Below are 13065 nucleotides of genomic sequence, written 5' to 3'. Positions count from 1 at the left end.
GGAAGAGAATGATCATTGGCGAGCCTTGACCGTTGCTTGAATCCGCCTCGCCCGGGCTAAATCCCTCGCGATCGCGGCATTGCCGGGATCGAGCGAGGCCGCACGGGAGAGGAGACCAACGGCCCTTGCGGGATTACCTTCGTTGAGAGCGGCAAGGCCCGCGGAGCGCGCCTGGCGTGCTGCTGCAGCATTTGCCGCGGCGGCAGGCGCGGTCGCAGCCGGCCGCGCGGGAGAGCTCGGCTTGGGACGAACGACCGCTGGTTGCGGATCTGCGCGCCTTTCGGGCCGCCGCACGGGTTCTGCGCGAGGATCCTGCCCCGGAATTCTGAGGACCTGCCCTGGAGCCAGGACTGCGGGACCTGGAATACCGTTGTAGCGCGCCAGCTGATGCGATTTGAGCCGGTTGCCGAGGAACCGTTGAGCGAGGCTGGCAATGCTATCGCCCTGCTGGACGGAATAGGAAAAGCTGTTGGGTCCGAGCAGGGTGATTGGATCGAGTTCCATCGAATCGCGCAGAAGCATGAGACTCGCGTTGCCAGGCTCACGCTTTAGTGCTGCCGCCAGACGCTTCTTTGCCTTACGCGTTTCGCCTTGATCGAGAAGGGTCGCGATTGCTTCGATCTCGCCGCGATCGGTTGATACAGGCGGCGAGGCGACGGACCGAGGATGCGGCGCATTCGAGCACGCGGCCGCCAGTATGCTGAGCGCAAGCACGGCGCCGATGCGCAGACGATGTGCCTGGATTATCATGCGGAGAGCCTTTTCGAGATGCTTTGCTGGAGCGAACGTGCGTCTGTGGCGAGCTTCGCACGCAGCCCTTGAACGTCCTCGACAAAGGCGGCGAAAGCGCTCGCCTCGAGGGGGGGCGAGAAATAGTAGCCCTGGTACAGAGTGCAGCCACGCGATCGCAGCCAGGCGAACTCCTCTGGCCGCTCGACGCCTTCGGCAAGAACGCGGATACCCAATCCGCGCGCCAGGGCGATGATGCTCTGGCAGATGGCCTGGCTATCACGACGACGATCGACCTCGGTCACGAACTCGCGATCGATCTTGATCTTGTCGAATGCGAGCTTGCGGAGCGTGCTGAGGCTCGAATAGCCCGTGCCGAAGTCGTCGATGGCGATGGACACGCCCATGGCCCGCACGTCCGAGAATAGACGCCCCGCCCTCTCGCAGTCGACCATCGCGACGCCCTCGGTCAGCTCGATCTCGAGTGCGCTCGGCGCGAGGGCATGGCGCTGCAGGGTGCGCTGGACGAGCCGCGAGAAATCGTCTCGTTCGAGCTGGCGACCAGAGACGTTGACCGCGACGCGAAGGTCGCCGAGCCCGTTGACCTCCCAGTCGCGGACTTCGCGAACGGCGGTGTTGAGCGCCCAGAGCCCGAACTCGTGCGCGAGCCCGGTCGCTTCCATGACGGGGACGAAGATCGAGGGCGATACTGCGCCGCGCTGGGGATGTTGCCACCGCATCAGCGCCTCTGCGCCGCAGACCCGCGCCTTGGCCGCATCGACCAGCGGCTGGTAGCAAAGGCGCAATTCTCCGCGCGCCATTGCCAAGCGAAGATCCTGTTCGAGCGCGAAGTCTTCGCGGTCCAGGCAGGGTGCGGCCTGCGTCGCACTCGGCTGGCCGATGCCGCTGGCGGAAACCGTGAGCTGCGCCAGGGCTCGCGCAAGAGCCGTTTCCGCATCTTCACCCGAGACGGCGGCGATCTGGCTGTGGACGCTGGGCAGGATCTCACGCTCGCCGATCTGGAGCGATTGCCCGAGAGCATATTCGATGGCTTCCATCTCGTTCGCCGCCAGGGATTGGGTAGCCCCGGCACCGAACCAGATCGCAAGATGTCCCCTATCGACATGAGCGAGCAGCCGCTGCGGGGGCAGCATGGCCCTAAGACGCTCGGCAACGGACTGTAGAAGCAGATCGCCGAGCGCCGGATCGAAGGCGCAGAGCCTATCGAAATCGAGGAAGCGCACGATCGCGAGGACGCCGCTGCCGTCCTGTCGCATCTGTTGAAGCAGGGGCTCGCGGGTCGGCATCCCAGTCGCCGAATGGCGTTGAACCGACCGATCGCCGGCCCTGTCGGCTCCGCGCTCGAGCAGGGCGACAGAGGCTTCGACACGTTTTTGCGGCGCGCCATCGGTGACCACGCCCGAAATCAGATCGAGGCGATCGGCGATGGCGTGCCAGTTTGCACTATCGTTGCGAGTTGGACGGCGACCCCAGCCCATGAGCTATGTCCGCCCCCGCCAGGAAAAGACATGCGCGTGGCGGAAACACGCAACCGAGCGTCGTCTAGCGACGCTGTCGGCTCCAGGCCGAAAGCTCGGAAATTGTCCTCCCATATGAGCGATCTAACTGAAAACACTCAACTGTAAGTTAATTCGCCAAGCGGATGCGACGGACCGAGCAGAGCCAGGATGGAGCCCGAAATTGCCCGTCCCCAGCCGTGCTATCGCCTATCTCGCATGTGGACCTAGCGCGGGGGTGCTACGGCTGTCGCGCCGACGGCATGATCCGAATTTCCCCCAATCGGGCGGCGGGAAGTTCATCGTGATCTTGGTGTCACCCACGGCTCCTCCGTCGGATCCCGGTACATCCCCTCGACCGAGGGCTTTCTCCTCACCAAAAAGGAAGCCTCGACGAGTTCCTTATCGAGCCAATTCGCTGCGTCGCCCGGCGCGAGCAGAGCAGGCATGCTGTCATGCGGATCGACGATCTCACCTGGAGCGACGAGGAAGCCACTGAAACCGGGTCCTTGCGGACCGTTGCGCCAAATTCCTGGCCAGCCGAGCAACGGGATGTCGTCGGAGCCGAACCAGGTGCGCGTGGCTCGCCCCTCGTGCCTGTCGGGCTTTGCGAATGCCTCGATCACGATCACGCAGCGATGCTCTGGTGCTAGCAAAGCCTGAAAGCGCGGCCAAAGCTCACGAAACCAAATCGTCGTCGCCGAACGCCCCGGAGCAGGAGAAGAAACGGTTCCAGCCGGCAATCCCCAGGTCATGGGCAGGGCGAGCCGGTGCCCCTCCTGCTTGACTATCACAAGGCCAGTTTGCCCTGGCCAGACCTCGGCGTGCCAATCTGCTGATGGAGGGATGACGGCTGAGAAAAGTTCGGCGACTTCGCGGAGCGAGGTCCGGCATCGATAGAGCGCAACCACGCAGCCTCCCATCGCTCGTCTACCTGCGCCTTGTAACTTAGTTTGGAATATCATGCATGGATGATCGATCTGGCCGCTCACTGCCTGTTCGGCGGACGCCATAGGAATATTCCAGCCTCCGGATGACTTGTGACAAAACCTCTGATAAAAACGCAATTCACCAGAGGTTTTGTCACATGCCCCCAGAGTCGGTCTCGCAACGCAGCAAGCTTCTCGATCTGTTCGCCGGGCAAACGATGATGCGAGCGAGCGAACTACGCTCAGTTGGTATAGGGCCCCAGACGATTGCGCGCGCGGTCGAGGACGGCGAACTCGAACGGATTTCACGCGGCCTCTATCAGCGCCGCGACGCGGACATCGACGAGTATCAGATCCTCGCCGCGGCCGCGACGCGCGTCCCCAAAGGCGTTATAGCACTGACCTCCGCTCTGGCCTTTCATGGCCTGACCGATCAGATGCCACGCAAAATCTGGATGGCAATCGGTCCGAGCGACTGGTCACCGGTGCAATCCTATCCACCGCTGCGGATCGTGCGCTTCACCGATCGCTATCTACGTGAAGGCATCGAGCATCATGCGATCGCCGGCATCGACGTGCCCATCTATTCGATCCCAAAAACGCTGGCTGACGCGTTCCGTAACCCCAAGCTGATGGATCGATCGGTCGCCATCGAAGGGCTGCGCGCAGCAATCGAACAGCGAAAGGCAACACCGAGTGCGATCGCCGAAGGCGCCAAAGCAGGTGGCGCGTGGAAGATCATGCGCCCCTATCTAGAGGCGCTAACCGCTAATGGCTAATCTACCCACCAACCTCGCCAAGTCCGTCAAAGACCGCCTACTAAACATTTCGCGCCGGGAAGGTCGCGCATTTGACGTGCTGTTGGTCCGCTTCGCACTCGAGCGCCTGCTATATCGTCTATGAGTCTCGGAACATCGTGAGCGTTTCGTGCTCAAAGGCGGAATGCTTGTCACGGTGTGGATCGACGACGACAACCGGGTCACGCGGGACGCCGATTTTCTGGGATATGGCGATGCCAATCCCGCCAGGCTGATCGCCGACTTTCGCGAGATCATGCTGATCGAGGGGGACGACGGCCTAGTTTTCGACGTCGACGCACTAGCTTCGACGGCGATCCGCGACGAAATGGAATACGGCGGCGTGAGGCTCAAGACCGCAGCCTACCTGGAACGCACGCGGATTGCAGTGACGATCGACATCGGCTTCGGCGATGCCTTGGCGGATGCCACACATCAGCTCGACTATCCCACTCTTCTTGACTTTCCGGCGCCTCATATCAGGTCATACCCGCCGGCAACCGTGATTGCCGAGAAGTTCCAAGCAATGGTCGCACTCGGCGTCCTCAATGGCCGCATGAAGGACTACTACGATCTTTGGGCTATCCCCCGAAACCTCGCTATCGCTCCTGAAGAGCTCGACGCGGCAATCCAGGCGACATTCGATCGGCGCGGAACCCCAATCCCGGCCGCGAGGCCGCCTGGGTTGTCGGCAGACATGATCGAGGACGAAGCCAAACAGCAGCAATGGCGAGCCTACGCCGCTGCGCTCGAACTCGAAGACCTGGACCTAGAATCGGTCGTCAATGCGGCGTGGGAACTAGTCGGACCGTCATGCGAAAGACTGCTGAACAGGCGCCTGACTAAACCTGATCCGATGCTCTGATCGACACGTCGCACCCACCTCCATCGCGCTCGAACGTGTGGAGCGGCGAGCATCACTGAAGCGAGCCCTATTCGGTGCTCCCAACACAACCTGCTCAACGGCTTTCACGCGGGTCAATCGATGTCAGTTCATCGCCGAATTCGCGGAGTGAGGTTGCCCGAAAGTCCGGCGAATTCTGACCCTCGACCATCGGAATTGCTGTCAGGATTTCTGCCAGGATTTTTGTTGTCCCCGCTTCAGCGCAGCTGTATGGTCAGAAAACCTACGGATTTCCGTGGGTTCTGGTTGCTTGAAGCGGCACGAATTTGCGATATATCGGATTTTGGTACCGGCATTCGCAGGTTCGAATCCTGCCGCCCCAGCCAGCAGCTCGCCGTCATTAGGCTCGTATTTCAGGAACCTAGCGGAACTTCCTCGATTGATCCGACGATTGAGGAGACGGCCTGCTACGGCGCATTCGGCTTGCCTTGCCGAACCAGGATTCCCGGCTTTCCAAGTGCCGCCAACCGTCGCCCGACTGCGGGCAAGGTCAAAGGTTCGCACACCCGAGGACTAGCCATTCACGGCCCGAAATTCGGTCGACGTGCCGAGTGACATGCACGCCCTATCTAACTGATCGACTGTACGATTCGTTCAGCACGCAAGGGCTGCAACGACTATGCCGGTCGCGTCGGTCGCGGCAGATCGCAAAGCGACATCGTCACCGCCAGGCCGGGACGGTTGTCCGCGAGTTCGACCGTACCGCCGTGGAGATGGGCGACGGCGCTCACTAGGCTGAGCCCCAGGCCCGAACCGGGCACATGACGCGCGGGATCGAGCCTGCCGAAGCGCGTCAGCGCTTCTTCGCGCTGGTCGGGCGCGATACCCGGACCGTCGTCGGTCACCTCGAGCAACAGGGTGCCGCGACTCTCCCGCGCTGTCAGGACGATCCGGGTACCGCCCGTGGCATATTTGAGCGCATTTTCGATCAGATTGCCCAGCGCCTGGCTGACGAACTCGCGGTGCAGCATCACCTGCAGGCCCGCCGGCGCTTCCGCGGCAAGCACGAAACCCTCGTCCTCGGCCAGCGGGCCATAGATCTCGGCGAGGTCTTCAAGCAGGCTCGCGAGATTGACCGAAGTGAACCGTTCGCGGCCAATCCCGGCTTCCGCGCGGCTGATCTGCAGCGCGGTCGAGAGCATCGCCAGCAGGGTCTCCGCTTCCTGCGCGACACGCTCGAGCGATGCCAGCGCGTCAGGATCACGGGTATCGACGATGGCCCTTTCGATCAGCGACTTCATCCGCGTGACCGGCGAGCGCAGATCGTGGGCCAGGCCGTCGGTGATCAGCCGCAGTTGCGAGACCAGCGCCTCGATCCGATCGAGCATGGCGTTGATCGAATGGCCGAGCAGGTCGAAGGCGTCGCCGCTGCCGCTCGTCTCCACGCGCGTCGCCAGCGCGCCCTCGCCCACGGCATGGGCGGTGGCGGCAATCGTCTCGATCCGGCGCGACAGCGCACGACCGATGATCAGCGCGCCGAGCAGCGCCATGATCAGACTGGCGGCGAGCGCGGCGAGCATGGCCTCGCGATTGACCCGCGCGATCAGCAGGTTGGCCTCGATGACGTGGCCGGTCAGCAGGCGGCTGCCATCGGCCAGGCGGATAGCGGTCACGCCCATGCGCTCGGGCCGATCGCTGCCGGTGCGATAGAGGTCGATCGTGCGCCAGGACGTGGTCGGCGCGATCACCGTCGGCCAGGCGGCGAGATTGCCGGCGATCGGCGTGCCGTCGGCGCGGGCGTAGAGGATCACCGCGACCGCGCCGTGGGTCGCTTCGAGCCGATCCTCAATGAGTTCGCGCAGCTCGGCGCCCCCGCCCGTGCGCCAGGCGGCAGCGAGTTCGTCACGCAGTTCGCCGACACTCTCCCTCTGCTCGGCCGCGAGCGCGCGCTGGCTCGCTTGCTGGACGAACAGCAGCACGCCGCCGGTAACGGTGAACTGCAGCGCGAAAGCGAGCAGGACGATACGCGCAGTGATCGATCGGATCGGGATGCCCCAGCGCACGATCGTCAGGCCGAAGCGCCAAGACGATAGCCGGCCCCGCGCACGGTGTGGAGCAACGGATGGTCCGCGCCGTCATCGATCTTGCGCCGCAGGCGGCTGATATGGACGTCGATCACGTTGGTACCGGGATCGAAATGATAGTCCCACACGCCTTCGAGCAACATGGTCCGCGTGACGACCTGATCGACGTGGCGCAGCAGGTATTCGAGCAGGCGGAATTCGCGCGGCTGCAGTTCGATCGGCTTGCCGCCGCGACGGACCTTGCGCGAGAGCAGGTCCATGTCGAGATCGCCGCAAGACAGCGTGGTGATGACTGCCGGTCCCGGCCCGCGCTTGCGCAGAAGCAGGCGCACGCGCGCCAGCAGCTCGGCGAAGGCGAAGGGCTTGATCAAATAGTCGTCCGACCCCGCGGTGAGACCCGCAACGCGATCGTCGGGCGTGCCGAGCGCTGAGAGGATGATGACCGGCGTCTCGATGCCGGCGGCGCGCAGGGCGGCGAGAACGGCCATGCCGTCCATGCCCGGCAGCATGCGATCGAGGACGATCGCGTCATAGGCACCGTCGGTCGCCAGGAACAGGCCGTCACGGCCGTTGTCGGCATGGTCTACCGAGAAGCCTTCCTCGGTCATGCCCTTGGCGATGTAGGTCGCGGTGGCCGCGTCGTCCTCGACCACCAGCAGCTTGTGACCCATGCCCGTCTCCCTAGCGGCCTCGATCAGAAGGCCAAGCGAACGTCGCGGAATTCGCGGCCGTGGAGGACCCGCAGTGCGACAGTGCCGGACTTGTCCTTCTGACCGACAGCTCCCTTTTGCAGGCTGTGCCGCGCCTGATCCAGCGAGAAGATGGGCTCACCGTCGATCGCCACAACGGCATCGCCCACGGCCAGGCCGCGCCCCGTAGCCGGGCTGTTCGAGCGAATGCTGGTGATGACGAGCGGGCCGCGCAGGGATGAAGCGGCTTCTACGGTGAGCCCCGGCAAGATCGCGGCGCCCTTGGGATGGGCAGCGCCGCGATCGAGCCAAAGGCTTCCAGCGTGCGAGAGAAGCAGGAACAGCGCGGCAATGGGGGAGAGGAACAGCACGAGCCAAGGGGTCAAGCTCGGGCGTTGGCGCCGGGGTCGGCGAAAGGGTCCTCTGGTACCGCGCATCCTTCCTCGCACGACTGGAACCGTTTGCGGGCGCACAAGGGGATGCCCCCGCAAACGGTGTAGGAACGGGATCAGCTGTGCTTGCTGGCCTTCGGCTTGGCGGCCGCGGTGGCGGCGTGATGGACCGGGGCGGCGTGGGTATGGGCGGCGGGGGCCTTGGCCGGAGCGGCGGGCGCCGGCGTCGCGGCATTGGCGGAAGCGGCACCGCCCAGGGTCAGCGCGGCGATGAGCATCAGCGTCTTCTTGTTCATGACGATTCCTTCGATGTGTCAGCGGCGGATCCGACCGAAATTGGCATCGTGCCGCTGTCCTCGAAAGTCGTCGAAACAGCCGTCGTGTTCAACTTAACGATTGGTCATCCGCCGGCCATCCGACCACCAATGACCCGATCTAAATACCTGTTAATAATACAAAAACTCGACTTTCCCGAGAAGCGACAAGATGAACGATCGGTCATGTGCGATCGCCGCGACAAGCCTGTAGGATCGTTCGGCCATGACGCAAAAAGGAAGAACCAGCCTCGCTATCGCCGCCGCCGTGCTGGCCGCTTTCACCGGCTGGCTCGGCCACATCGGCTATTTCGGTGATCAGGTCTATTTCGAGGTACCCGCGGCGAAATCCGCCACCGCTCTCGCGCCGCCGCATACGGTCGCCGTGCTGTTCTCGGGCGACATGGGCTTCCGCGTCGGCATGGGCCCCAAGATCGCCGCCCGGCTCGCGGCCGAGGGCGTGCCCGTGCTCGGCGTCAGTTCGCTTGCGGAGTTTCGGCGCGAACATAGCCCGGCCGAGATCCGCGCCTTCATCGCGCAGGCAATCCGGCGCGGCCTCGCCTTCGCCCACGCCGATCGCGCAATCCTGATCGGCCAGTCGTTCGGCGCCGACATGTTGCACGTCGGCGCCACCGGCCTGCCCGACGACCTGCGCCGCCGCATCCAGACGGTCGCGCTCGTCGTCCCCGGCGACAGCGTGATCTTCCGCGCCTCGCCGGCCGAACTGTTCAACTGGGCTGCGCCCGACGCCGCCGCCCTGCCGACCGCGCGGCAGCTGACCTGGGTGCCCGTGATCTGCATCTACGGCCGTGAAGAGAGCGATAGCCTCTGTCCACATCTGGACCAGGCCAACGTCAAGCGCGTCGCGCTACCCGGCGGCCATCCGCTGCACTGGGACGCCGATGCGCTCTACGCGGCACTCCGTCGCCAGATCGTGGAAACGGCGAAGGCAGCCGACATTACCAAAAGTTCGCGAACGGGCCATCTCGGCGAAAGCCTCCTCGCGACACAGGCGGCAGCGAACCCGACTGGAGGATCGCAATGACCCGGGCATTTCTGGCGCTCGCCACAACGGCCGCGCTGTTTTCGACGGCAGGACAGGCAGGACCCACGCGGGTGCAAACCCCGACGGTGGCAACCGAAGCGATCGGCACCTGGGTCAATCCGCATGGCTCGGTGAAGGTCCAGACCGGCCCTTGCAGCGACAGCGCCGCCGGCCAGCTCTGCGGCTGGGTGGTCTGGGCGGCGCCGCAAGCCGAAACCGATGCCCGCGACGGCGGCACCGGGCGCCTCGTCGGCACCGAACTGCTGCGCGGCTATCGCACCGCAGGCCGCGGCCTCTATCGCGGTCAGGTCTACGTGCCCGACATGGGCCGGACCTTTGCCTCGACCATCGAGCAGCACGGTATCAACGACCTCAAGATCAGCGGCTGCATTCTCGGCGGCCTGATCTGCAGGTCGCAGGAATGGCATCGCGTGTGAGCACCGCGACGGAAGGAACGAGATGGGCTTGCTGATCCGGCATCGCCGATCGCTCGAACTGCTCGCGGTACTCGCCGTGGGCTTGCTGACGGTGGCCGCGTTGCACGGACTTGTTCAAGACGTGCATCTCGCAGAGGTCCGTCACGCGCTTGCCGGGCTCACCGGCCGGCAGATCGCGGCGGCGATCGGCTTCACGGCGATCAGCTATGGCCTGCTGACGCTCTACGACGTGCTCGCGCTGCGCATCATCGGCCGGCCCCTGCCCTATCGCACCGCCGCGCTGGCGTCGCTCACGTCCTACACGCTCAGCCACAACCTCGGCTTCGCGCTGCTGACCGGCGGCTCGGCACGTTACCGCATCTACACCGCGGCGGGGCTCGGTCCGACCGACATCGTGCGCGTGATCGCCGTCGCCAGCGTGACCTTCTGGAGCGGCGTCGTCACGATGGCCGCAGCCGCGCTGCTGCTCCACCCGACGACGCTCACGCTGGCGGGCTGGACGCTCGATCCGATGATCCAGCGTTCGCTCGGCGCGGTGCTGCTCGGCCTGATCCTTGCCGCAATCGTCTGGATCGGCCGCGGCCGCGGCACGATCGCGCTCTGGCATTGGAGCTTCCCCCGCCCCAGCGCGCGCCAGGCCGCGGCACAGCCGCTGCTCGCCGCGCTCGATCTCGCCGCTGCCAGCGCCGCGCTCTACGTGCTGGTCGGCAGCGCCACGCCCGACCAGTTTCCGGCCTTCTTCCTCGGCTATGCACTGGCCATGATCGTCGCGCTGCTTTCGCACCTGCCCGGCGGGATCGGCGTATTCGAGGCGGTCATGGTCGCAGCGCTACCGGGAGCCGACCCGGCCTCGCTGCTGGCCGCACTGATCCTCTATCGCGTGGTCTACTATCTACTGCCGCTGGCCATCGCGGTGATTCTGCTCGGCCTCCACGAACGCCGTCGCCTGCGCGCGCCGCTGAACGCGGTGCAGATGGTCCTTCGCGGCATCTCGCCCGCTTTCCTTGCGACAATGGCCTTCCTCGGCGGCGGCGTGCTGCTGATCTCGGGCTCGCTGCCTGCGATACCCGCTCGGCTGCATGCGCTGCGGCATGTGCTACCCCTGCCCTTCGTCGAAGCCTCGCACATCGCCGCGAGCCTAGCCGGGACCGGCTTGCTGCTGCTGGCACCCGCGCTGTTTCGCCGCGTCGACGCCGCCTTCATCCTGACCCGCGCGCTCCTGCTCGCCGGCGCGGGCTTCTCGCTGGCCAAGGGCTTCGACTACGAGGAAGCGGCGATCCTGCTCGTCATGGCGGGGGTGCTGCAGATGGCGCGGCCGGCCTTCTACAGGCACACCGTGCTGTCCGCGGCGCTGCGCCGACCCGGACCGATCGCCGCGGTCGCGATATGCCTCGCCCTGACCGTCTGGATCGGCTTCTTCGCCTATCGCCACGTCGACTATCAGAGCAACCTCTGGTGGGAATTCGCCTGGAACGGCGATGCCTCGCGCTTCCTGCGCGCAACCTTTGGCGTGGCCGTCATGCTCGTCTGCTTCGGCGCGACCTGGCTGTTCGGCCATGCCCGGCCGCATGCCTCGCCGGCGGACATGGATATGGGCGCCAGCGCCGCCGCGATCGCGCGCAGTCCGCGCAGCGAGGCGCTGCTGGCACTGACCGGCGACAAGCGCTTCCTGCGGTCGCCTTCGGGCGAGGCGGTCTTGATGTACCAGGTCCAGGGGCAGAGCTGGATCGTCATGGGCGATCCCCTCGGCCCGAAGGCCGAATGGGCCGACCTCCTTTGGCGGATCCGCGAGATGGCGGACCAGGCCCAAGGACGCCTGCTGCTCTACCAGATCGGCATCGAGGCCATGCCTATCGCCGTCGACCTCGGCCTGCAGCTGCTGAAGTACGGCGAGGAAGCCCGGGTTGCGCTGCCCGGCTTCACGCTCGAAGGCGCGGCGATGCGCGACCTGCGCCACGCCGAGCGGCGTGCCGAGCGCGAGGGCGGCAGCTTCGCCATCGTCGCCGCAGCCGAGGTTCCGCTGCTGATGGACGAATTGCGCGCGCTGTCCGACGGCTGGCTGGCGATCAAGGGTCAGAGCGAAAAGGCCTTTTCGGTCGGGCGCTTCGATCCCGACTACATCGCGCGCTTCGACTGCGCCGTGGTGCGTCAGGCGGGGCGCATCGTCGCTTTCGCCAACATCTGGGCGACCAGCGATCGCGAGGAGCTTTCGGTCGACCTGATGCGCCACGCCGAAACCATGCCCTATGGCACCATGGATTACCTGTTCGTCCAACTGATGAAGTGGGGCAAGGAGCAGGGTTTCCGCTGGTTCAACCTCGGCCTGGCGCCGCTTTCCGGAATCGAGGCGCGCCGGCTGGCGCCGATCTGGGCACGGGTCGGCGGGCTGATCTACCGGCACGCGGGCGCATTCTACCGCTTCGCGGGGCTGCGCGCCTACAAGGAGAAGTTCGGCCCCGTCTGGTCCCCGCGCTACATCGCCGCGCCGCACGGCCTCGGACTGGCACGCGCATTGATCGATCTCCAGACCCTGGTGGGCGGCGGCAGATTGAGCGCTGCGCGGCCGCGCCGGCGTCAGACCAGTCCGCGCCGCACCGCTTCGCGTGTGGCCTCGGCCCGGCTCGATATGCCGAGCTTCTGATAGATCAGCTTGACGTAGCCGGCGACGGTGTTGGTCGTAAGGCCGAGCTTTGCTGCCGCCTCGGCCACGGTCAAACCACGCGCGATCAGCGCCAAGGTTTCGGTCTCGCGTGCGCTGAGCCCCGCAGCATTCGCACTCGGCGCCGGCGGCGCGCGGAACAGCGCAAGGATACGCAGGGCGATCGAGGGGGACAGCGGCGGCTCGCCGCGTTCAATCCGCTTGAGCGTCGCGACGATCTGGTCGCGGTTCTCTTCCTTGAGGATATAGCCCTGCGCACCCGCCGTGATCGCCTCGATCAGATGTGCGTCGTCGCCGTAGATGGTCGCGACGATGCACTGCGTCGCCGGCATGGCCTCATGCACCGCGCGGACGATCTCGATACCGCGCCCATCGGGCAGGCCGAGATCGACGATCGCCAGCCAGGGTGCCGCGCTCTGGCGCTCGGGAGCGTGGAGCCACTGCAGCGCCCCCTTGACCGTCATCTGCTCGACCACGGTGACCGGATCGAAGGCCTGCTCGATGGCCTCTGTCAGCCAGGCACGCGTCGCCGCCTGATCCTCGACCAGCAAGCAGAGCCGCGCGTCGATCTGTTCCCCCATCGCGCCAGATTAGCACAGACAAGATATTGAACATCCCCGATTTGGGGG

At 65.4% G+C, this 13065-nt stretch carries 12 protein-coding genes and 1 pseudogene; 5 read left to right on the top strand and 8 right to left on the bottom strand.

Going from position 1 to position 13065, the window contains the following annotated elements; translation table 11 throughout:
* Positions 1–12: 12 nt before the first annotated feature.
* From OLX23_RS13860 to OLX23_RS13850, 3 genes are all read right to left on the bottom strand, one after another.
* Positions 13–750 (bottom strand): LysM peptidoglycan-binding domain-containing protein, encoded by a 738-nt coding sequence (locus OLX23_RS13860; RefSeq protein ID WP_264445577.1) that lies wholly within the window; start codon positions 748–750, stop codon positions 13–15.
* Complete coding sequence (locus tag OLX23_RS13855) at positions 747–2228, bottom strand: putative bifunctional diguanylate cyclase/phosphodiesterase (protein WP_264445576.1); 1482 nt, start codon at positions 2226–2228, stop codon at positions 747–749. The genes OLX23_RS13860 and OLX23_RS13855 overlap by 4 nt, the downstream gene beginning before the upstream one ends.
* 317 nt (positions 2229–2545) lie before the next feature.
* The gene (locus tag OLX23_RS13850) at positions 2546–3157 is read right to left on the bottom strand and encodes an SOS response-associated peptidase family protein (protein ID WP_264445575.1); all 612 of its coding nucleotides are present in this window, start codon (positions 3155–3157) and stop codon (positions 2546–2548) included.
* A gap of 176 nt (positions 3158–3333) precedes the next feature.
* Between OLX23_RS13850 and OLX23_RS13845 the strand changes: the two genes are divergently transcribed.
* Entirely contained in the window at positions 3334–3954 is a 621-nt protein-coding gene (locus OLX23_RS13845) for a type IV toxin-antitoxin system AbiEi family antitoxin domain-containing protein (protein ID WP_264445574.1), read from the top strand.
* 139 nt (positions 3955–4093) lie between these two features.
* Positions 4094–4837 (top strand): annotated as a pseudogene (locus OLX23_RS13840) (nucleotidyl transferase AbiEii/AbiGii toxin family protein); the annotation flags it as partial.
* A gap of 656 nt (positions 4838–5493) precedes the next feature.
* On the opposite strand, the gene OLX23_RS13835 reads toward OLX23_RS13840, so the two are convergent.
* The 4 genes from OLX23_RS13835 to OLX23_RS13820 all read right to left on the bottom strand — a co-directional run bounded on the left by OLX23_RS13835 (position 5494) and on the right by OLX23_RS13820 (position 8277).
* Positions 5494–6879, bottom strand: a complete 1386-nt coding sequence (locus tag OLX23_RS13835; RefSeq protein WP_264445573.1) for a sensor histidine kinase — start codon at positions 6877–6879, stop codon at positions 5494–5496.
* 5 nt (positions 6880–6884) lie between these two features.
* Positions 6885–7571: a response regulator transcription factor gene (locus OLX23_RS13830; protein ID WP_264445572.1), complete on the bottom strand. Its 687-nt coding sequence runs from the start codon at positions 7569–7571 to the stop codon at positions 6885–6887.
* Between the two features lie 23 nt (positions 7572–7594).
* Positions 7595–7975 (bottom strand): PDZ domain-containing protein, encoded by a 381-nt coding sequence (locus OLX23_RS13825; RefSeq protein ID WP_264445571.1) that lies wholly within the window; start codon positions 7973–7975, stop codon positions 7595–7597.
* Positions 7976–8097: 122 nt separating this feature from the next.
* Positions 8098–8277 carry a hypothetical protein gene (locus OLX23_RS13820; protein WP_264445570.1) on the bottom strand — a complete coding sequence of 60 codons (180 nt, stop codon included), beginning with the start codon at positions 8275–8277 and terminating at the stop codon, positions 8098–8100.
* A gap of 244 nt (positions 8278–8521) precedes the next feature.
* On the opposite strand from OLX23_RS13820, the gene OLX23_RS13815 reads away from it, so the two are divergent.
* From OLX23_RS13815 to mprF, 3 genes are all read left to right on the top strand, one after another.
* Positions 8522–9340, top strand: a complete 819-nt coding sequence (locus OLX23_RS13815; RefSeq protein ID WP_264445569.1) for a virulence factor — start codon at positions 8522–8524, stop codon at positions 9338–9340.
* A gap of 71 nt (positions 9341–9411) precedes the next feature.
* Positions 9412–9777, top strand: a complete 366-nt coding sequence (locus OLX23_RS13810; protein ID WP_264445568.1) for a DUF2147 domain-containing protein — start codon at positions 9412–9414, stop codon at positions 9775–9777.
* A 22-nt stretch (positions 9778–9799) separates the two neighbouring features.
* Positions 9800–12418: a bifunctional lysylphosphatidylglycerol flippase/synthetase MprF gene (mprF, locus tag OLX23_RS13805; RefSeq protein WP_264445567.1), complete on the top strand. Its 2619-nt coding sequence runs from the start codon at positions 9800–9802 to the stop codon at positions 12416–12418.
* On the opposite strand, the gene OLX23_RS13800 is transcribed toward mprF, so the two are convergent.
* Positions 12352–13017 carry a response regulator gene (locus tag OLX23_RS13800; protein ID WP_264445566.1) on the bottom strand — a complete coding sequence of 222 codons (666 nt, stop codon included), beginning with the start codon at positions 13015–13017 and terminating at the stop codon, positions 12352–12354. The genes mprF and OLX23_RS13800 overlap by 67 nt on opposite strands.
* Between the last annotated feature and the right edge of the window lie 48 nt (positions 13018–13065).

It is taken from the genome of Novosphingobium sp. JCM 18896, assembly GCF_025938095.1.
Classification (GTDB): domain Bacteria; phylum Pseudomonadota; class Alphaproteobacteria; order Sphingomonadales; family Sphingomonadaceae; genus Novosphingobium.
This window is presented reverse-complemented; position numbering and strand designations above follow the sequence as displayed.